This window comes from Streptomyces sp. GL_141 (assembly GCF_057834385.1).
The window spans coordinates 4,809,585-4,828,859 of the sequence record NZ_CM174402.1 but is presented as its reverse complement, the minus strand read 5'-3'; the positions used below and the strand labels follow the sequence as shown (position 1 = coordinate 4,828,859).

22 protein-coding genes are annotated in these 19,275 nt (G+C 71.9%); 8 read left to right on the top strand and 14 right to left on the bottom strand.

Annotated elements, in window-relative coordinates:
- Positions 1-27: 27 nt before the first annotated feature.
- The 4 genes from AC3IX6_RS21315 to AC3IX6_RS21300 all read right to left on the bottom strand — a co-directional run bounded on the left by AC3IX6_RS21315 (position 28) and on the right by AC3IX6_RS21300 (position 1,764).
- Entirely contained in the window at positions 28-858 is an 831-nt protein-coding gene (locus AC3IX6_RS21315) for a helix-turn-helix domain-containing protein (RefSeq protein WP_489363615.1), read from the bottom strand.
- Positions 855-1,352: a DUF6879 family protein gene (locus AC3IX6_RS21310; RefSeq protein WP_489363614.1), complete on the bottom strand. Its 498-nt coding sequence runs from the start codon at positions 1,350-1,352 to the stop codon at positions 855-857. Before AC3IX6_RS21310 ends, AC3IX6_RS21315 begins: the two co-directional genes overlap by 4 nt.
- Complete coding sequence (locus tag AC3IX6_RS21305; protein WP_489363612.1) at positions 1,336-1,542, bottom strand: hypothetical protein; 207 nt, start codon at positions 1,540-1,542, stop codon at positions 1,336-1,338. The genes AC3IX6_RS21310 and AC3IX6_RS21305 overlap by 17 nt, the downstream gene beginning before the upstream one ends.
- A gap of 72 nt (positions 1,543-1,614) precedes the next feature.
- Positions 1,615-1,764 (bottom strand): hypothetical protein, encoded by a 150-nt coding sequence (locus AC3IX6_RS21300; protein WP_489363610.1) that lies wholly within the window; start codon positions 1,762-1,764, stop codon positions 1,615-1,617.
- A 387-nt stretch (positions 1,765-2,151) separates the two neighbouring features.
- Between AC3IX6_RS21300 and AC3IX6_RS21295 the strand changes: the two genes are divergently transcribed.
- The gene (locus tag AC3IX6_RS21295) at positions 2,152-3,018 is read left to right on the top strand and encodes a helix-turn-helix domain-containing protein (RefSeq protein ID WP_489363609.1); all 867 of its coding nucleotides are present in this window, start codon (positions 2,152-2,154) and stop codon (positions 3,016-3,018) included.
- A gap of 12 nt (positions 3,019-3,030) precedes the next feature.
- Positions 3,031-3,606: a GNAT family N-acetyltransferase gene (locus tag AC3IX6_RS21290; protein ID WP_489363607.1), complete on the top strand. Its 576-nt coding sequence runs from the start codon at positions 3,031-3,033 to the stop codon at positions 3,604-3,606.
- Here AC3IX6_RS21290 and AC3IX6_RS21285 read toward each other — a convergent pair.
- Entirely contained in the window at positions 3,584-4,093 is a 510-nt protein-coding gene (locus tag AC3IX6_RS21285; RefSeq protein WP_489363605.1) for an allene oxide cyclase barrel-like domain-containing protein, read from the bottom strand. The genes AC3IX6_RS21290 and AC3IX6_RS21285 overlap by 23 nt on opposite strands.
- A 225-nt stretch (positions 4,094-4,318) precedes the next feature.
- Here AC3IX6_RS21285 and AC3IX6_RS21280 point away from each other — a divergent pair, with 225 nt between their 5' ends.
- On the top strand, positions 4,319-4,534 hold the full coding sequence (locus AC3IX6_RS21280) for a hypothetical protein (RefSeq protein WP_489363603.1): 216 nt from the start codon (positions 4,319-4,321) through the stop codon (positions 4,532-4,534).
- A 22-nt stretch (positions 4,535-4,556) separates the two neighbouring features.
- On the opposite strand, the gene AC3IX6_RS21275 is transcribed toward AC3IX6_RS21280, so the two are convergent.
- Positions 4,557-6,167 (bottom strand): FadD3 family acyl-CoA ligase, encoded by a 1,611-nt coding sequence (locus AC3IX6_RS21275; RefSeq protein WP_489371516.1) that lies wholly within the window; start codon positions 6,165-6,167, stop codon positions 4,557-4,559.
- Between the two features lie 152 nt (positions 6,168-6,319).
- Between AC3IX6_RS21275 and AC3IX6_RS21270 the strand changes: the two genes are divergently transcribed.
- From AC3IX6_RS21270 to AC3IX6_RS21255, 4 genes are all read left to right on the top strand, one after another.
- A complete protein-coding gene (locus AC3IX6_RS21270) occupies positions 6,320-7,471 on the top strand; it encodes a lipid-transfer protein (RefSeq protein ID WP_489363602.1) in 1,152 nt (383 codons plus the stop codon).
- 13 nt (positions 7,472-7,484) lie between these two features.
- Positions 7,485-7,958, top strand: a complete 474-nt coding sequence (locus tag AC3IX6_RS21265) for a Zn-ribbon domain-containing OB-fold protein (protein ID WP_489363600.1) — start codon at positions 7,485-7,487, stop codon at positions 7,956-7,958.
- A complete protein-coding gene (locus AC3IX6_RS21260) occupies positions 7,955-8,737 on the top strand; it encodes an enoyl-CoA hydratase/isomerase family protein (protein ID WP_489363598.1) in 783 nt (260 codons plus the stop codon). Before AC3IX6_RS21265 ends, AC3IX6_RS21260 begins: the two co-directional genes overlap by 4 nt.
- Before the next feature lie 100 nt (positions 8,738-8,837).
- On the top strand, positions 8,838-10,472 hold the full coding sequence (locus tag AC3IX6_RS21255) for a hypothetical protein (protein WP_489363596.1): 1,635 nt from the start codon (positions 8,838-8,840) through the stop codon (positions 10,470-10,472).
- Positions 10,473-10,490: 18 nt separating this feature from the next.
- Here the strand turns inward: AC3IX6_RS21255 and AC3IX6_RS21250 are convergent, their stop codons facing one another.
- Positions 10,491-11,114, bottom strand: a complete 624-nt coding sequence (locus AC3IX6_RS21250; protein ID WP_489363595.1) for a hypothetical protein — start codon at positions 11,112-11,114, stop codon at positions 10,491-10,493.
- Positions 11,115-11,339: 225 nt separating this feature from the next.
- On the opposite strand from AC3IX6_RS21250, the gene AC3IX6_RS21245 reads away from it, so the two are divergent.
- On the top strand, positions 11,340-11,900 hold the full coding sequence (locus AC3IX6_RS21245; protein ID WP_489363593.1) for a hypothetical protein: 561 nt from the start codon (positions 11,340-11,342) through the stop codon (positions 11,898-11,900).
- Positions 11,901-12,306: 406 nt separating this feature from the next.
- Here the strand turns inward: AC3IX6_RS21245 and AC3IX6_RS21240 are convergent, their stop codons facing one another.
- The 7 genes from AC3IX6_RS21240 to AC3IX6_RS21210 all read right to left on the bottom strand — a co-directional run bounded on the left by AC3IX6_RS21240 (position 12,307) and on the right by AC3IX6_RS21210 (position 19,272).
- Positions 12,307-13,320: a beta-ketoacyl-ACP synthase III gene (locus tag AC3IX6_RS21240; RefSeq protein WP_489363591.1), complete on the bottom strand. Its 1,014-nt coding sequence runs from the start codon at positions 13,318-13,320 to the stop codon at positions 12,307-12,309.
- Complete coding sequence (locus tag AC3IX6_RS21235) at positions 13,317-14,549, bottom strand: beta-ketoacyl-[acyl-carrier-protein] synthase family protein (RefSeq protein ID WP_489363589.1); 1,233 nt, start codon at positions 14,547-14,549, stop codon at positions 13,317-13,319. Before AC3IX6_RS21235 ends, AC3IX6_RS21240 begins: the two co-directional genes overlap by 4 nt.
- Complete coding sequence (locus AC3IX6_RS21230; protein WP_489363587.1) at positions 14,546-14,800, bottom strand: phosphopantetheine-binding protein; 255 nt, start codon at positions 14,798-14,800, stop codon at positions 14,546-14,548. Before AC3IX6_RS21230 ends, AC3IX6_RS21235 begins: the two co-directional genes overlap by 4 nt.
- 150 nt (positions 14,801-14,950) lie before the next feature.
- Positions 14,951-16,093, bottom strand: coding sequence for a TauD/TfdA family dioxygenase (locus AC3IX6_RS21225; protein ID WP_489363585.1), 1,143 nt, complete (start codon positions 16,091-16,093; stop codon positions 14,951-14,953).
- Between the two features lie 31 nt (positions 16,094-16,124).
- The gene (locus AC3IX6_RS21220; RefSeq protein ID WP_489363583.1) at positions 16,125-17,150 is read right to left on the bottom strand and encodes a HesA/MoeB/ThiF family protein; all 1,026 of its coding nucleotides are present in this window, start codon (positions 17,148-17,150) and stop codon (positions 16,125-16,127) included.
- Complete coding sequence (locus AC3IX6_RS21215; RefSeq protein ID WP_489363581.1) at positions 17,147-18,064, bottom strand: hypothetical protein; 918 nt, start codon at positions 18,062-18,064, stop codon at positions 17,147-17,149. Before AC3IX6_RS21215 ends, AC3IX6_RS21220 begins: the two co-directional genes overlap by 4 nt.
- Positions 18,061-19,272 (bottom strand): acyl-CoA dehydrogenase family protein, encoded by a 1,212-nt coding sequence (locus AC3IX6_RS21210; protein WP_489363579.1) that lies wholly within the window; start codon positions 19,270-19,272, stop codon positions 18,061-18,063. The genes AC3IX6_RS21215 and AC3IX6_RS21210 overlap by 4 nt, the downstream gene beginning before the upstream one ends.
- Positions 19,273-19,275: the final 3 nt, after the last annotated feature.

Genomic DNA, 19,275 nt, shown 5'->3' with positions numbered 1-19,275 from the left:
GCAACCATGCACGTCATGGACTAAAGATCATCTGAGGGCGGCCGCGCAGGCCCCGAGGAAGACCCGCGCGTCGTCACCGAAGAGGGCCCGGTCCTCAAGGTGGGAGAACTCCTCACGGTGGCTCGCCACGTCCCGGGGGTCCCGGAAGACCATGACTCCGGTGGACAGCTCGACCGTGGCGATGCGGTCGTCGTAGACCGTGAAGGTGTTCAGCGGTGCGGGACCGGTACGCACGGTCAGGGGGATGACGCCGAGCCTCACGTTCGGCAGGTGCGTGAGCGAGGCCAGATGATCGACCTGCACCGCGAGCGCGTCGGTGCCCACGAGGGGCCATCGGACAGCCTGCTCGGTGAGTATGAACGTGAACCGCTTGGAGCGGTCGTACAGGACCTGCTGCCGTTCCAGCTTCCTGGCGATGGTCTTGGAGTGGTCGCCGGGGATGTGGGCAAGGCTGGCCCGGATGTATTCCGGGGTCGAGAGCAAGCCCGTGATCATCGACAGGAGGAAGAACCTGAACTCGCCTGACGATGCTTCAAGGCCGGCGAGCTCAAGTTGCTTCTTCTCCAGGCCCTTGCGCCGCATTCCCCGGGCGCCCTGCCACTGCGTATGAGCGAGACGGGCCAGGGTCATGACCTGCGTGACCAGAGCAGGGGCCGCATCGCAGGCCCGCAGGAGTTGCTCCACGTCCACGAGGGACGGGCGCACCTTGCCGTTCTCGATCCGGCTGACCTTCGACTGAGACATGTTGCAGCGGGCGGCGGTCCGAGCCCCGGAGAGCCCGGACCGCTTGCGTACGGCCTTCAGCAAGGCCGCCAGCTCTTCGCCGGACTGGCCGAGCTCCTCTGGTTCGACACTCACGTGCGGATGTACTCCATGAACGGTGCAGAAGCTTCTACGGCGACGCGCTGGTACTCGATGAACGGTGCAGGGTCCCCCTCGTACAGTTCGCGGCTGATCTGCTTGCCGTCCGGTTCGTAATGCATGAGCACCACAGTGGAACGGTCGAACATCCAGAAGTCTTCGACGTCCGGCAGCGGGTTCGCCCGGTCGGTCACGTCAAGGATGCGGATGTCCTCCCCTGCGGAGACCTGGTGCTGGTAGTAGCGCTCGAACTCGAACCGCAGGTAGTCACTCAACGGCCGAGTGACTACGTGCACCCGTCCGACGTTCCGGCTGCGGACCATGTCCGTCCACGAATCCTCGTACGGGCCGGGGAACCGGGCCCCCGCCTTGAAGGCTTCGAACTCGTCCGCTTCCTGCGGTACGAGGTACTGGGGCAGTGTCTCCAGCCGCCACGCCTCCGTCTGGAACGTCTTGAACTTCGACGCCCAGTCCTCACCATCCAAGAGCACGGAAGGCCTCCCTGAGCACTGCCTCGGGGATCTCTACGAGCGCCTCGCCGGTCGGCGGGGTGAAGGCTGCGGATACGTCGCCCTGGACGATGAACGAGCCGGAGGCGGTCTGGTAGACGTTCGGGCAGTCGCCCTGTCCGCACTCGCCGTTTCCATTGCCTGTGAGCCGGTTCAGTTCCTCACGTGCCATGTGAAGCCCCTCGGTGCCAGACCCCCGCTGGGCCTGATGACCAAAACCGTACGGAGCGACTGGTGAGGCCGTCTATGCGCGAACGCGACTATGCACGTCTTGGCATAAAGAGACCCCACGCACCCGTGGCAAGCCGAAGGTGTAGCCCGCCCAGTCGACCGAGTCGTAGAGCTCGAACATCTCCTGCGGGTCGAATGCGACCTCTTCCGCGATGGTCGGCATGGGGTCACCTTTTTCGAACGTGAGTGCAGGAAGGGCAACGTACCGGGTCGTGGCCGGGCGCGTCCCGGTGGGGCGCGGTGCTTCTTTTGGGGAAGTACCTGGGGAAAGACCTCTTTCCAGACCCCTCCAGCCTCCCGCTCGGCGGGCTCTCACTCACACGGGTGAATCGGCCAACTGGGGTGGATTTCGCGGTGGTTGTCTGGCATATGCTCGCCCCGACAACTCAGACATGAGACGGCCCCCGCCGGGACTGCGAATCCCGATCGAGGGCCTGACCAAGTAGGAAGCACTACCTTCCCTATGGCTTCGGTGCACTTTACCGCGCCCGCGCGCGCGACATACGGGGTTCGGCACGCCAACGTCCGGCTCACCGGGCGATTCACCGTCGTGAGCAACGACCTCATCCAGCATCCCGAGATGTCGTTCATCGCACGGATGTTGGGGATCTTCATCCAGTCGATGCCCTCCGGGACTCCCATCGGCATCAAGGACCTGGCCAGACGGCTTTCGATCGGGGAGACCTCGATCGCCAAGGGGCTCCGCGAACTGGTGCTGTTCGGGTACTTGGACCGGTCGCTCGAGAACCTGCCGGGTGGGCGGATCGCCACCCGAACGGTGTCCTACAACCACCCCCGGGCCGCGACCGTGGCGGCTGCGCGTCGCGGAGCACATGTGGGTCGGGTGAGTCCCGCAGCTCCAGGAGCTCCCGTGGCCGCCTCCGTCGTGAGCCCGCCGCCGCCCGGGACGGAGCCTGCCGCCGTACGGACCGCACCGGAGCCGCTGCCGGTCGAGCCGGAGCCGGATGCGGCAACGGCCGTAAAGGCAGAGCCTGCGCCCGAGGTCGTGCCCGCCGGTCGGCTGCCCGTGCCCCGGGAGGCGGAGAATCCCGGGCGGCGGCGGCTTGCCGGGGAGGTGCTCGCGGAGTTGCGGCGGGTCGATCCGCGGCTGTTGCTCGGGGAGCGGGACGTCCGGTACCTCGCGGGTGGGGTCGAAGCCTGGCTGGAGCGCGGGGCGGGGGTGCAGGCGCTGGTCGCCGCGTTGTCCGCACGGCTGCCGGTGGGGCTGCGCAATCCGGCCGGGCTGATCGCCCACCGGCTCACGGCCCAGTTGCCGCCGCCGCTGGCGCCGCTGCCCCGCGCGCCCGCCTTCGTGCCTCCGGATCCCTTCGTGATCTGCCCGGAGTGCGAACGTGCCTTCCGCAGCCCGGTGCCCGGCAAGTGCAAGGGCTGCAGCAGCCATGAGAGGCCGGGCTGAAATACTCCGGCCATGGATGCCGGGGGGACGGGGAGCGGTGTGCGGGCGGACGCGGCGGTGCAGGCGACGGGGTGGGTGCTGCGTTCCGCGGTGGCCGCGGACATCGAGATGATCGCGGAGTTGCGGGCCACCGTCCTGCGCGGGGATCTGGAACGCCTCGGGCGCTACGACGAACACCGGGTGCGGCAGCGGCTGCGGGATTCCTTCTCCCCCCAGCACACGTCGGTCATCGTCGTCGACCGTGAACCCGCCGGATGTGTCACGGTCCGGCCCGCCGGGGGCAGGGAGTGGCTCGAACACTTCTACCTGGCTCCGCAGCATCAGGGGCAGGGGCTCGGATCCGCCGTGCTGCGCGCGGTGCTGGAGCGGACGGACGCGCGGGGCGCGACCGTGGGTCTGAACGTCCTGCAGGGCAGTGCTGCCCGCCGGCTGTACGAGCGCCACGGATTCCTCGTGGAGGACCAGGACCCGATCGACGTCTTCATGGTGCGCCCGCCGGGGGCGACGACCGCACCGGGGTGCGGGTGCGCACCCCGGCGGACGTGTCAGTGCGCGTCGGAGCGCGTCAGCGCTCGAGGTCGATCGTGAAGCGGCGCTCGCCCGGAGCGATCGTCTCGGCGTGGATCGAGCCGCGGGCCCGGTCGTACTTCCCGGTGCCGCCGGTGATCGCGTTGTCGAACGCGGGGGGAGGGCCCGGGACGAGGTGGCCGAAGACCATTCCCTGGGCGGCGATCTGGCCGCCCGGGAGGGTGTAGGTCACGTTGCACGTCTCCGCTCCGCCGTTGTCGACCCGGGTGGTCGTGCAGGTGCCGCCGGTCTCGCCGACCTGCTGGCCGTCCTTGTCGAAGAGGATCGAGCGGAAGACGGTCCGGTCACCCTGGGCGGCGGGGCCGGCCGGGTTGACGGGGAAGCGCGACTGCTCCGCGAGCCGGCCGGTCAGGGTGATGACCTGGCCCTTGCCCTTGTCGCGGGCGGTATCGGCGTCCGTCCCGACGGCGGACGCGACGGGGGCGCAGGCGAGAAGGGCAACCAGCGCAGAGGCCGTGCCGAGACAGACTGCTCTGATGGGGCGCATCGGGTGGCTCCTGAGGTTGAGGCTCACGGATGGTCGGATGACCCACCCATGCATAGCCCCGGGCCTGCCGCCGCACGGAGTGTCCCGGCACGACCCACCAGCAGATCCGACCGATCGGACCAGCCCGGGATCAGAAACGGCCCCCGCCGGACTGTCTCCGGCCGTCCGGACGCAGTACGGACATCACCATCAGCTCCGGGTCCTGGGACAGCAGTCCCGCTCAAGATGCTGGGCATCGGCATGGTCGCGGTGATCCTCATCGACGCCACGCTGATCAGGGCCGTGCTGGTACCGGTGTCGATGCGGCTGGCCGGCCGGGCCAACTGGTGGGCCCCGGCCCCGCTGCGCGCCCTGCACGCCCGGTTCGGCCTCGCCGAGAACGCGTCGGCGACCATCCCCCACGAGGCGCCGCGCCGGCCGGCGCACGCGACGCGGCGGTGACTCCGTGGCCGCCGACCCGCCCTCAGCGGGTGCGGAGTTCCCGTTTCAGGACCTTGCCGCTCGCGTTGCGCGGGAGCTCGGAGACGAACTCCACCTCGCGCGGGACCTTGTAGTTGGCCATCTCCCGGCGTGACCACGCGATCAGGTCGTCGGCCGTGAGGACCGCGCCGGGGCGGCGGACCGCGTACGCCTTGCCCACCTCGCCGAGGCGCGGATCGGGGATGCCGACCACGGCCACGTCGGCGATGTCGGGGTGCAGACCGAGGAGTTGCTCGATCTCGGCGGGGTAGGCGTTGAAGCCGCCGACGATGAACATGTCCTTGATCCGGTCGGTGATGCGCAGGTTCCCGGCGGTGTCGAGGACGCCGACGTCGCCGGTGCGGAGCCAGCCCTCGGGGGTGATGGCCTCGGCGGTTTCGGCCGGGTCCTCGAAGTAGCCGCGCATGACATTGTGGCCGCGCACCCACACCTCCCCGGCCCGGCCCGTGGGCTGCCGCACGCCGTCCTGGTCCACGATCCTGACCTCCGTCCCGGGGATGGCCCGGCCCGAGGTCGACGCGATGATCTCCGCCGGGTCGCCGCGGCGGCACATGGTGACGATGCCGCTCGCCTCGGAGAGCCCGTACGCGGTGAGGACGGTGCCGATGCGCAGCTCGCCGCGGAGCCGTTCGACGAGCTGGAGCGGGACCACGGCGGCGCCGGTGACGACCAGGCGCAGGGCGGAGAGGTCGTGGTGGTCGCGCTGGGGGTGGTCGAGGAGGGACTGGTGCAGGGTGGGCGGGCCGGGCAGTACGGAGATCCGCTCGGCGGCGATGTTGGCGAGGACGGTGTCCACGTTGAAGACGGGCTGGGGCACCATCGTGGCCCCGCGCATCAGGCAGGCGATGACCCCGGCCTTGTAGCCGAAGGTGTGGAAGAAGGGGTTCACGATCAGGTAGCGGTCACCCTCGCGCAGTCCGGCGAGCTCGCTCCAGACCTCGTAGCAGCGCAGGGACTGGGCGTGCGAGATGACGGCGCCCTTGGGGCTGCCGGTGGTGCCGGACGTGAAGATGATGTCCGAGGGGGCGGAGGCGGGGATCGCGGCCGTACGGGCCCGGACGGCCTCGGCGGAGACGGCGTCGCCGCCGGTCAGGAACTCCTTCCAGGTGCGGAAGGAGTCCGGGGCGTCCTCGGACAGGACGACGACCTGCTCCAGGTGGGGCAGGCCGGGCAGCGGCCCGGAGCCCTCGCCCTCGGCGGCGGCGCGGCGCAGGGAGGCGACGTAGGAGGTGCCGAGGAAGGTGCCGGTGACGAAGAGGAGCCGGGCGCGGCTGCGCTGGAGGACGTAGGCGGCCTCGGAGCCCTTGAAACGGGTGTTGAGGGGGACGAGGACGGCTCCGGCGGAGACGGCGCCGAGGGCGGAGACGATCCATTCGAGGGTGTTGGGCGCCCAGACGGCGACCCGGTCCCCCGGTTCCACGCCGGCGGCGATGCAGGCGGCGGCGGCGCGCTCGACGCGTTCGCCGAGCTGCGCGTAGTCGATCCGGACCCGCCCGTCCACGACGGCCTCGCGGCCGGCGTACCGCACGGCGGCATCCCGGACGAGCCCGCCGATGCTGGTCCAGAGGAGATCGGCCCGCCCGTCCTCCGTCATGCCGTCCGTCATGCCGTCCGGCTTCTCCGCGATCCCGCGCGCGCCCTCGTCCTCGTCCATCGTCCGCCCTCCCGCGATCCCAGTAGCTGACTATCCGTCAGATTAGCTGTAGCCTTCGCGGCTGTCAGTACTGGTGCACCCCGGAGGTGGCGATGGCGGCAACGCTCAAGGACGCTACGGCGATAGTCGGCATCGGGCAGACCGCCTTTGCCAAACAACTGCCGCAGTCCGAAAAGGAACTGGCCTGCCGGGCCATTCTCGCGGCGCTCGACGACGCGGGCATAGACCCGTCCGAGGTCGACGCCTTCTCCTCCTACACGATGGAGGAGACCGACGAGGTCGAGGTCGCCAAGGCCATCGGCGCCGGCGACGTCACCTTCTTCTCCAAGATCGGCTACGGCGGCGGCGGTTCCTGCGCCACCGTCGGCCACCTGGCCGCCGCCGTCGCCACCGGCCAGGCGAGCGTCGGCGTGGCCTGGCGTTCGCGCAAGCGCGGCTCGGGGCCTCGCCCGTGGAAGAACACGGCCGTCCAGCTCCCCACCCCCGGCCAGTGGACCCGCCCCTTCGGCCTGCTGCGCCCCGCCGACGAGATCGGCATGCTGGCCCGCCGCTACATGCACGAGTACGGAGCCACCCGCGACCACCTCTTCAACGTCGCGATGGCCTGCCGCAACCGGGCCAACGAGAACCCGGCCGCGATGATGTACGAACGCCCGCTGACCCGCGCGATGTACATGACCGCCCGCATGATCAGCGACCCGCTCTGCCTCTTCGACAACTGCCTGGAGACCGACGGCGCGCTGGCCTGCGTCATCGTGAGCGCCGAGCGCGCCCGCGACTGCCGCCAGAAGCCCGTCTACGTCCACTCCGTCGCCCAGGGCCTGCCCTCGCAGCACCACGGCATGGTCAACTACTGGAACGACGACCCGCTGTCCGGTCCCGCCTGGACCGCCGCCCGACACCTGTGGAAGCAGGCCGACTTCGGCCCCCAGGACGTGGACGTCGCCCAGATCTACGACGCCTTCACCCCTCTGATCCCGCTCTCGCTGGAGGGGTACGGCTTCTGCGGGCGCGGCGAGGGCGCCTCCTTCACCGAGGGCGGCGCCCTGGAGATCGGCGGCCGGCTCCCCATCAACACGGGCGGCGGCGGCCTCAGCGAGGCCTACGTGCACGGCTTCAACCTGATCAACGAGGGCGTCAAGCAGCTCCGCGGCATCTCCACCGCCCAGGTGCCCGACGCCGCGACCTGCCTGGTGACCGCGGGCGAGGGTGTCCCGACGTCCGCCATCCTGCTGCGATCCTGAGGAGCTGCCGACCATGACGACGACGACCGCCACGACCACCGCCACCGCCGACGAGCTCCTCCTCCCCGTCCCCGACGAGGACGGGGCCCCCTTCTGGGAGTACGCGGCCCAGGGCGAACTCCGCGTCCAGGCCTGCGCGGAGCCCGCCTGCGGGAAACTGCGCTTCCCTCCCCGCCCCTGCTGCCCGCACTGCCGGTCCTTCGACTCCGAGTGGCGCCTGATGAGCGGCCGCGGCCGGATCTGGTCGTACGTCCAGCCGCACCCGCCGCTGCTGCCCGCGTACGCCGCGCAGGCCCCGTACAACGTGATCCTCGTGGAGCTGGCCGACGCCCCGCAGATCCGCCTCGTCGGCAACCTCGTCACCTCCGCCGACGCCCCGCTGGACTCCATGGACCCGGCGCGGCTGCGCATCGGCGCGCGCGTCCAGGTGGTGTTCACCGAGACGGGCGGGATGGCGGTGCCGCGCTGGGTGCTGGAGAAGTCATGACCGTGCGCGTCGAGCGGGACAAGGCCACCGGGGTCGCGGTCGTCACCCTGGACCGGGAGCGCAAGCACAACGCGATCGACCTCGGGACGGCAGCCGAACTGGCGCGCGTGTGGAGGGGGTTCCGCTACGAGGACGAGGTACGGGCGATCGTCCTGACGGGCGCCGGGCGGGCGGCCTTCTGCACGGGCATCGACCGCGGCGTGGAGGTGCCGCAGCCGACCTCGCCGTACTCGGTGGACGACCCGCTCGTCTCCATCGGGCCTAAGGCGAACGACCTGTGGAAACCGGTGGTCGCCGCCGTCAACGGCATGGCCTGCGGCGGGGCGTTCTACCTGCTGGGCGAGTCGGAGTTCATCATCTCCTCCGCGTCCGCGACGTACTTCGACCCGCACACCAGCTACGGCATGGTCAGCGCCTACGAGGCGATCTACATGGCGCAGCGCATGCCCTTCGGCGAGGCCGCCCGGATGTCCCTGATGGGCACGGCGGAACGGCTCTCCGCGCGGCGGGCGTACGAGATCGGCCTGGTCTCCGAGCTGACGGAGCCCGACGCGCTGCTCCCGGCGGCCCTGCGGGCGGCGGAGACGCTGGCAGGCTTCCCGACGGAGGGCGTGCAGGGCACCGTACGGTCCCTGTGGGCGGCGAAGCAGGCCGCACTCCAGCAGGCGCTGGCGCAGGCTCCGGGGCTGATCGCGCTGGGGAACCTGCCGCCGGAGCGGCAGGCGGAGCTGTTCGCCGGGCGGCGGAGCGGGGCGGGACCGGAGCCGCGGGTGCGGTGACGGGGGGCGGGCGGGGAAGCCCGGCCGGTTCCCCGTACAACCATCCGACAGAGTGGGCAGTCCCCCATTGCGGTCAGAACGACGATCCTCCGGGGGACACATGAAGAAGCGAGTCAGTGCGGTTCTCACCGCGGCGATGGCCGTGGGCACCGTCTGGGCGGTGCCCACGGTCGCCCGGGCCGCCGACCCCTACCCGTATGTCTCCGTGAGCTCGTGGGAGGAACGGGTCGTCGTGCACACCGGGAACTGGGACACGAAGGTGCCCCGAGGCCTCAAGGCGCACGTGCGCAAGAAGGGGTCGCCCACCCGGCTCGCCACGCTCACCAGCTTCACGCGCCGGCCGGACGGCCCCTGTTCGTGGGACTGCGGGAGCGAACCCCCGCAGGACTCGCAGTTCCAGAGCGACCCGGTGAAGCTCCCCGAGCTCGGGACCTACGCCATCGACATCGAGTACACCGGCACCGAGGGCGAGCCCGTCGTCCACGAGGACGGCGGGGTCCTGACCTACGCGCAGCGTCCGGTCATCTCGAACCTGAAGTCGAGCGCGGTCTCGGTGGAGCACCTCGACACGGTGGTCTCCGGCGACCTCTCGGTGTACAACCCGCTCGACGGCTCGTCCAAGCCGTACGCGGGCGCCGCCTTCACGGCCGAGCGGGGCTCCGAAACCACCTCGCGGACCGCCGACGCCACGGGTCACTTCGAGGAGAAGTTCCGGATCACCCACACTGATTTCCGCGAGTCCCCGGCCGACAGCCAGGTGGAGTTCGTGGTCGCGACCGAGCTGAACGGCCAGCAGGCCGGCAAGTCGGTGACGACCCCGGTGGCGCCCGTGGAAACCGACCTCGCACTGGACTCCCCCACCGTGACCGGCCCCTTCGGCGCACGCGTGTACCTCGGCGGCACCGCCACCTGGAAGTCCGCGGACGGCACGCGCAAGCCCCTGCCGACCGCGATGCCGATCTACACGGGGGGCTGGACGTCCGGAATCACGGACGCCGCGGGCCGGTTCTCCCTCACCCAGCAGCTCCGCGGGGACGCCGTCACGAACGTCGAGCCCCGGTCGGTCTGGTTCGGGTCCAAGGCGACGGTGAAGGTGGACACCACGCCCGGCGCGTTCTTCTACAGCTTCGCGGCCTCCGTCTGGCCGGACAGGTCCGTCCACGTGTCCAGCCTGTTCGGGCGCGGCGAGATCCCGGAAGGGACCACCGCGCTCAAGGTCGACATCGAGTACTCGGCGGACGGCAAGACCGGCTGGACCAGCCGCAAGGCCTTCAACGTCCCCACCAAGCCCGGCACGAACCAGGCCTTCTCGATCGCTCAGAGCCTGCCCTATGCGGGCCCCGGCTACATACGGCTCCGGTACGCCGGGACCCCCACCATCCACGGCGCCGTGACACGCGCCGTCCGGATCGAGCGCACCAACACGGCCATCCCCGAGTTCAACGCCGCCCCCGAACCGGCCAAGAAGGGCAAGCCGATCACCGTCACCGGCAAGCTCAACCACGCCGACCCGACCTGGAAGCCCTTCGCCGGCCAGAGCGTCGTCTACTACTTCCGGCCCGCCGGAAGCACCACCTGGAACGAGATGGGCTCGTCCACCACCGGCGCCGACGGCACCTTCAGGAAGAGCTTCACCGCCACCCGGACCGGCTCCTGGTACGCCGGCTACGCCTACCCGGACTCCCGGCACCTCGTCGCCAAGAGCCGCGTGGACGAGGTCGTCGTCACCCCGTAACCCGTACTGCCCTGCGGGTCAGCGCGTCTTCCTGGTGGACCCGGGCTTCGGCTTGCTCGTGCTCTTGCCGCCCGTGCTGCCGCCGGTGGTGACGGACCCAGACGTCCCGGAGCCGGAGGTCGCCGTCGGGGTGGGCGACGCGGTCGAGACGGTCTGGACGGGGCCCACCGTGCAGCGCGTGACCTCGCCCGCCTTGGCCGCGCTCGTCATCGGCAGGTCGACCGTCCGGCTCTCGCCCGCCTTGAGGGCGAGCTCCACGGAGCCGGAGTCGACCCGGCCGGAGGCGCCTTCGAAGACCAGCGGGACGCGGAACGTGTGCGCGGCCGCCGCGTCGGAGGTCACCTTGACGGTGGCCTTCGCCGCGGACGGGCCGGCGCAGGTGACGACCTCCGCGTGCGCGAGCGGGCGGGTCTCGGTGGGCGTGGCCGTGGGGGTGGCCGTGGAGCCGCCGCCGCTGCCGCCCGTACCGCTGTAGCTCTTCTTCTTCGACTTGCTCTTGGAGCTGGAGCACCCGCCCCCGCTGCTCTTGCTCTTTCCGCCGCTGCCGCTGCCGCTGCCGCCCGTCGACGAGAACCCCGTCAACGCGAGCACCACGCCCACCAGCACCGCCGTGAGCCTGACCCGCCGCCCCGTGACCACCATGGCCTGAACCCCTCCCCGTTGGACAACCGGCGGCACGCTACCAGGGGGCGAAAGCCGCACCGGTACGGTGGCTGCCACGAGCCACGAAACCGCCACATCTCGCTCTCAGGGGGGACACACCAGGTTTCCCCCGGCGCTGCCCTCCTAGACCTCCGCGTGCGGGACTGCGGGGGCGGGCGTAGCGTCGGGATCGAGATCCAAACCCACTCCCCCGGAGGGCCGGGCATGATCCGCAACGTACTCGGTTCGCTCCTGGGTCTGATCGGAGCGGCGGCCGCCGTCTGGAGCCCCTTCCGTGCCTGGTACGACGGCCGTCACGGACGCGACTACCGCATCGAGGAGCTCTTCGCCTCCGCCGGGATCACCGACGACAAGGCCGCCCTGCTGGGCTCGCTGCTGCTGCCGTTCCTCTTCGCCGCCCTGCTCGCGCTCGTCGCGATCGTGCTGCGCTCCCGGCTGCTCATGGCCTTCTCCGGGGTCGTCGTCCTCGGCTTCGCCGTGCTGTGGATGGTCCGCCAGGGCCAGGCCGCGGGGGGCCTCTCGGTCGGCGTCGACGGCACGGGCCTCGGCGACGGCGTCGCCAACGCCTTCGGTGCCGGCGCCCTGCTCATCCTCGCGGCGGCCGTGATGAGCGGCCGCCCCCGGCGCCGCGACCGGGTCGCCCGCGAGCCGGTCCCGGAGCCTTACCGGGATCCGTACCGGGAGCCGTACCAGGAGCCGGTCGAGGACCCCGCCCATCCCCCGGCCCCGTCGGCCTGGCCGCCCCCGCCGCAGGACCACTCGTAACGGCTCAGGGCCGGCAGGGCTGTGGCGCGTGCGGCCCGGGTGCCGGTGCCCTGCGGGGCAGTCCCCTACCCGCCCTTCCACCGTTCCCGGGGCTCCGCCCTGACCCGGTCCTCGAACGCCGGACGGGCTGAAAGCCCCTGGGGCTCCGCCCCAGACCCCGGTCCTCAAACGCCGGACGGCTGAATTTGGCTGCGCCCGGGGCGGGGACGTGGACGGGGTGGGGTGGGGAGGGCGTCGTTCGTGGCCGCCAGCGCGGCCAGCGGGAGCCACTGCGTGAGGGTGTGGGACGCTCCGGCGCCGGAGCCCAGGGAAGTCCGGTAGCGGGCGTAGCGGGCCGCCGATGCCGATACGGGTGTGGTGGTCACTGTCGTGCTGCCTTTCGTCGAGTGTGCCCGTACGGGAGGGGTCAGCGGTGGACCGGGCGTACGTCCGGCCACACCAGGGCCGCCGAGCCCCAGGTCAGGCCGCCGCCGAAGGCGGTGAGGACCACCCGGTCGCCGGGCGTGAGCCGGCCCCGGTCCGCGGCCCAGGCCAGGGCCAGCGGGATGGACGCGGCGGCCGTGTTCCCGACGTCCTCGATGTTGGAGATCACGCGCTCGGGCGGCAGACCGAGCCGTTTGGCCACCGATTCCAGGATCCGCAGGTTGGCCTGGTGGCCGACGAACGCGTCGATGTCCTCGGGGCGCCAGCCGACCGCTTCCGCGACGCTGCGGGCCGAGCCGACCATCGTGGGGACGGCCCGGGTGTAGACCTCGCGACCCTCCATGCGCAGGTACCGCTCGCCGGGCGGCACGGTGATCAGGTCGATGCCGGTGCCGTCGCTGCCCAGCTCGGTGTGCAGGACGACTCCGTGATCGGCTCCGTGCCCGGCTCCCTGCCCGTCCGGCTCCCGGCCGCGTTCGAGCAGCACCGCGCCGGCGCCGTCGCCGAAGATGACGGCGGTGCCGCGGTCCTCGGGGTCGACGATCGCCGAATAGCGTTCCGCGCCGATGACCAGGACGCTTTCGTACGTACCGGCACCGATCATGGCCGCCGCGACGGACAGCCCGTACACGAAGCCGGAGCAGACGGCCGACAGGTCGAAGGCGGCGACGCCGGTCAGACCCATGGCGGACGCCACCTGCGGGGCGGTCGCGGGGCAGGCCCGGTCCGGGGTGGTCGTGGCCACGAGGACCAGGTCGCAGGAGGTCCGGCCGGCCGATTCCAGGGCCGCGGAACCGGCGGCAGCCGCCAGTTCGGTGGTGCCCGTCCCGGGGTCCGCGACGCGGCGCCGGGCGATTCCGGTACGGCTGTGGATCCACTCGTGCGAGGTGTCCAGCCGCTGTGCCAGGTCGTCGTTGGTGACCGTCCGCGGGGGCAGGCAGGTGCCCAGGCCGGTCAGTACGGCGGGGATGCGGTGGGAGATCGTTTCGTTGCTCATGTGCCCATCACCAGTACGCAGTTGGAGCCGCCGAAGCCGAAGGAGTGGCTGACCGCCACCGCGGGGTTCTGGTGCCGCTCCTTGTCCACCACCAGGTCCAGGCCCGCCAGCTCCGGGTCCACGGCCGGGGTGTGCGCGGTGGGCGGCACGATGCCCGTGGCCAGGGTCCGCAGGGTCAGCACGGCCTCGATGGCCCCCGCCGCGCCCAGGCTGTGCCCGAGCAGGCCCTTGTTGGCGGTGACGCTCGGCCGGTGCGGGAACAGCCGGTTGATCAGCTTCCCCTCGCTCCGGTCGTTGTACGGGGTCGAGGTGCCGTGCGCGTTGACGTGGTCCACGTCCGCCGGGGTGAGCCCGGCGTCCGCCAGTGCGGCCCGTACCGCGGCCTCGGCGCCGACGGCTTCGGGGTGCGGGGCGACCGGGTGGTGCGCGTCGGTGGTGAAGGCGTACCCGAGGATGCGGCCCTGCCGGGTGGCGCCGCGCTCCCGCGCCGCGTCCTCGCGCTCCAGTACGAGGGCGGCCGCGCCCTCGGAGAGCACGAAGCCCGAGCGGTCCGCGGCGAAGGGCCGCGAGGCGTCGTCCGCGGCGCTGTCGGTGAGGGCGCCCATCGCGGCGAAGCCCGCCGCGATCACGGGCACCACCCCGGCGTCCGTGCCGACGGCGATCACGATGTCGCAGGCGCCGCTGCGGATCAGGTCCCGGCCGACCCCGACGGCCACGGCGCCGGAGGCGCAGGCCGCGACGACGGTGTGGCTCGGACCGGTGACGTGGTGGCGGATGGCGAGCATCCCGGCGGCCATGTTGATGAGCGAGCGGGGGTGCACGTACGGAGACACGGCGTCGGGTCCGCGCTCGGCCAGCCGGCCGTGCGCCGTGCTCAGGGTGGCCGCTCCGCCGAGGCCGCAGCCGACGACGATGCCGACCCGGCTGCCGTCCCAGCCCGCGGGGTCGAGGCCGGCCTCGGCGATGGCCTGATCGGCGGCGACGAGCGCGAACCGGATGAAGGGGTCCAGGTTCGCGGTGCCCCGGCCGGGCAGCAGTTCGGCGCCGAACGGACCCACGGTGCGGCACTGGAGGTCCCGGGAGACCCCCGGGACGGGGGCGAGCCCGGCGCGGGACTCGCCGCGCCGGACGGCCTCCCAGGTCGAGTCCGTGTCGGTACCGACCGGCGTGATCATGCCGGTGCCGGTCACGACGACGGCCGGTGCGGGGGCCGGTGCCGGTGCGCTCATGCGGACTTCTCGCTGTCCAGCGTTGTGGTCACGAGCTGCGCGAGGGCGGGGATGGTGAGCTCGCCGAGGCTGGTCTCCTCGCTGCTGAGGTCGGCGCCGGTCTCCTCCTTGATGAGCAGGACCAGCTCCGCGATGGCGAGGGAGTCGAGGTCGAGGGCGGCGAGGGTGGCCTCGTCGGTCAGGGCGTCGGCGTCGGCCTCCAGGTTCTCGACGACGATCCGGGTCAGGGTGGCGCTCAGGGCTGCGGACATGGTGTTCCTCCGTCAGTGGTGGTGGTGGGCCACGGAAAGGTGGCGTGCACAAGACAGTTGAGAAGGGGATGCGCAAGCGGGACGGGGCGGACGGACCGGGCCGGGCCGGCCCCAACCGGCCCGGCCCGGATCCCCGGGGCGGGGCGGCCGTCAGGCCACCGGCACCAGCCCGGGCACGGACTCGGGTACCGACCCGGGTACCGACCCGGGTACCGACCCGGCCACGGACCCGGCCACGGCAACGGACCCGGCCCCCGACTCGGCCGCGGCCTCGCATTCCGCCTGCCGCGCGGTGATCGCGTTGTGGATGCGGCCCTCGCCGAGGTCGTGGAGGACCGGGCGCAGGTCGGCCAGTGCGAAGGAGCGGCGCAGCCAGCGGTCCGCGCCGTCGTAGCGCGGGGTGAAGCCCGTACGCCCGTGCACGGTGCGGCGGTTGTCGAGGATGATCAGTTCGCCGGGTTCCAGCACGATGCCGCGCAGGCAGCCGAGTACGGCGTCCTCCAGCGCGGTGAGCGCCGCCCGGGCCGCCGCAGTGGTGCCGACGGTGCCGTGGAAGTCCACCCGCAGGTCCGGGTTGGCCCGCGTGCCGGAGAGCACCGGTACCGGCGGGGTCAGCACCTCTTCGTCGGTGTCGTGCACGAAGGAGGTGCTGAACTTGGTCCGGAACTCCGGCCGGCGCAGCGTGGCGACGGTCTCCGCGTCGAGCTCCGGCAGTACGTCGCCGATCCCGCCGGTCACCGTGGCGGCGAGTCCGTCGCGGTCGCCGCGCAGGCAGATCAGGCTCAGGAAGTGCGGGGCGGCGGGGTGGAAGCCGTCCTCCGTGTGGAGTTCGAGCAGGATGGAGCCGCTGTTCTCCTGGCGGGTCTCGGCGCCGCGCTTGGGGCTGACGTCCTGGACCAGGTTGCCGTTCTTCTCGTCCCGGTAGGAGATCGCGCGGCCCAGGACCGACATCACCATCAGCTGGCTGAGGGTGGCCACGGAGACCTCGGACCAGTCCGGCTCGTCCTCCGGGCGGTCGGGGGTGGCCGGCAGGGTGCCCAGCGGGAGGCCGCGCAGCAGCAGGGTGCCGCTCGCGTTGCCCCGGTCGCGGAAGGAGATGAGCGCGCGCCGGACCTCGCTCGGCAGGGCGGCCGCGGCGAGTTCCACGGCGTGCAGGAGGTCGCTGCTGTGCAGGGAGTACGCCGCGTACTGCGCGGCCATCTTCAGTGCGGCGGCTTCGATGATCTCGGACTCGGTCTCGCTCAGCAGGATTCCGGTCGCGCGCGCGTCGGCGTAGGCGAATTCTTTTCTCATGTGGGGGCTTTCCTTGTGTGCGGCCGGCCTTCTATGCGGCCGGTGCGGAACGGCGACCGAGCCGGTATACGGCGGCGGGGCTGAATCCGCGCCAGGCCTGCTCGCGCGGAAGGTGGTTCAGGAAACGGGCCTTCTCCCAGTGGCGGCCGACCCGGTCGGCGACCCGGCGCCCGGGGGTCAGGGCGATGTGGTGGACATCGACGGCCACCGTGCGCGGCACGTTCTCGCCCGCCACGATCTGGTTGACCATGTGGACCGCGAGCGATCCGAACTGGGTCGCCGCTTCGGTGAGTTGGGGCACGCTGTAGTCGGGGCGGCCCAGCCCGCGGCGGAGTTCGCGGTACATCTCGCCGGGGATGTGCGCGCGCGGGGCGATCCGGAAGATCACTTCCCAGGTGCTCAGCACGTCGGCGTCCTCGGCCAGCAGCTGGCCGTCGAAGATCCGCCGGACCAGCCGGTAGTCGAAGCACTGGGCCGCGAGCATGCCCGCCATGTCCCAGCCGGTGACCAGGGGCTTGCGCTGGCGGCACGCCTCCTGGTGCAGGGCGATCTTGGCGCGCAGGCCGGACGGGGTGGTCACGTCGACACCGTCCACGATCACCTCGGCCCGCCGGACCAGCTCCCGTACGTTCTCCGGGGTGATGCCCACGGGCACCACCTCGGCCCGGACGTGCGGGTTGATGGCGCGCAGGGCGTCGGCGCCGACCTCGGCCTTGTTGCGGCCCAGGTCGTCGACGGTGGCGTGCTGGCGGTTGAGGTTGTTCAGCTCGTAGGTGCCGACGTCCGCGAGGACGAAGTCCCGGTATCCCATCCGGCCCAGCGGCTGCACGGTGGCACCGCCGATGGAGCCGCAGCCCGCGATGAGCAGGGGGGTGTGCCGGATCTGCTCCTGGAGCGCGGCGGGGATCAGGCCGCGGTTCCGCTGGGTGAGGGAGGCGTAGTAGAGCTCCTCGTCCAGCTCGCGGGCCTCCGCGGGAGTGCCCACGTCGGGCGGGCTGCTCCGGTCGGCGCGGCTTCCCTGGTCGGACCGGCTTCCCCGGTCGGAGTGGCGGCTCATGCCCTCTCCTCCTTGAACGCGGTGAGCCGGGCCGCGACCGACCCGGTTTCCCCGGACGCGAGGATCGCGTCGAGGTGGGACAGGGTGGGCCGCAGCGCGTTCGCGTCGGTGAGGACGAAGGGGTACGAGCGCTGCTGCTGGTCCCACATGGGTGCGAACAGGTCGGTGGGGTCCGCCGGGTTGGCGGGCACGTCGAGCATCCGGGTGTGGAAGCCGAGCAGGGACAGCTGGAGGACGGCGCCGCCCGGCTTGCCGTCGCCGACGATCGCCGCTCCGTCCTCGGCCAGGGCCCGCAGGCAGCCTTCGGCCCAGCCCCGGTAGACCCACCAGGGGACGGACACGGCGGCCTGCGAGCGGCTCATGGCGTGGTCCCTGACGAGCCGCTTGCCCTCCCACACGCGGTGGGAGGGGGTGGCCGGGCCGAGCTCGTCGGCGAGCCGCAGGCCGTAGTCGCGTTCGACGACGAACGGCAGGTGGGCGGCGTCCCCGAGCAGGGTGTGCGCGGGGCTGCGGGTGTGGGCGAGCGTGCCGTAGCCGCGCAGCCGGCCGGTCTCCTGCTCGACGACCAGGGTGTGCTGGTCCCGGAGGGCGTGGTCGTCGTACGGCTCGGCGGTGAGGCCGGCGGCGGCGGCGACCTCCTCGTTGAGCCAGCCGCGCTTGAGGTACTGGGCCAGCCGGAAGCGGTAGACCTCGTCGAGGTACGCGGCGGGTATCTGGTCTCCGCGCACGGTCAGGGTCAGCAGGCCCTCGGGGCTGGCGGAGCGGAACAGCGGCTCGCCGTCCACGTGGTGGTCCAGGTCGGGCAGGGCGATCTCGGCGGAGTCCCGCAGCACCTCCTCCCGGTACGAGGCCCTGGCGCCGGCATGACGCGCGGCGGTGGCGGTGGCGGTGGCCGTGGCCGTGGCGGTGGTCACCGGACCTCCGGTACGCCGAACAGCTCGCCGGTGATGACCAGCGCGAGCGCCTCGGGGCTGCCCTCGTAGATGCGGGGGCCGTAGGCGTCGCGCAGGACCCGGTCCATGCCGTCCTCCCGCTGGAAGGCGGCGGCGCCGATGAGGCTCATGGCGGCGTCGGCGTTGTCGATGGCGGCGCGGTCGGCGACGAGCTTCGCGACGGCGGGCTCGTAGGCCGGGGTCGGGATGACGGTGTCGGCCTTCAGTACGGCGTCGAGGTAGAGGGCGCGGGCGGCGGAGACCCGGGCGGACATGTCGGCGAGCTTGCGGGCGGACATCTGGTGCTCGAAGAGCAGCCGGCCGCCCTGCCGGCGGGTGCCGGCCCACGCGACCGCACGGTCCAGGGCGTGGCGGGCGATACCGGTGGAGACGGCCGCGCAGGTGACGCGGGTGAGGTTGCCGATCGCGACGTTGAGGTCCCAGCCGCCGCGTTCGTCGCCGATGACGTTCTCTTCGGGCACCCGGGCGTTGTCGAGGATCAGCTCGCCCGCGGGGGCGGTGCGGTAGCCCACCTTGTCGTGGATCTCGCCGCGGGTGACGCCGTCCTGCTCCAGCTCGGTGACGAAGCAGGTCAGGCCGGTCGAGCCCTGGCCCTCGTCCAGGTTGGCCATGATCGTGGCGTACGTGGCGACCGGGGCGTTGGTGATGTAGCGCTTGGTGCCGGTCAGCAGGTATTCGCTGCCGGAGCGGCGGGCGACCGTCATGTCCTGGGCGTAGGGCGCCTGCTGCGGCAGCACCAGGTCGGTTCCGTTGCGCTCCTCGGCGACCGCGTTGCAGGCGAGGACCGGCTCCGGGCCGAGGAAGGCGGGCAGGTACTTCTCCTGGAGCGCCGGGTTCTCGCAGATCAGCAGCGGGGTCTGGAAGAGGCCGGTGGCGCCGAAGACCAGCGCCATGCCGGGGTCGGCGGAGGCCAGCTCCTCCAGGGTCATCGCGAGGGCGAGCTGGCTCAGGCCGAGGCCGCCGAACTCGCGCGGGATGGCCATCCGGAGCAGACCGAGGGCGTGGCCCTTGCGGACGGTGTCCCAGTCGAGCTGGCCCTTCTCGACCCGGTCGCGCTCGGCGGCACCGGGGGCGACCTCTTCACGGGCGAAGGCGACGACCTGGTTCAGGAAGTCGGCCTCGAAGGGGTCGAGCAGCGGGTGGGCGGCCGGGTTGTGCGTGTACGTCATCGT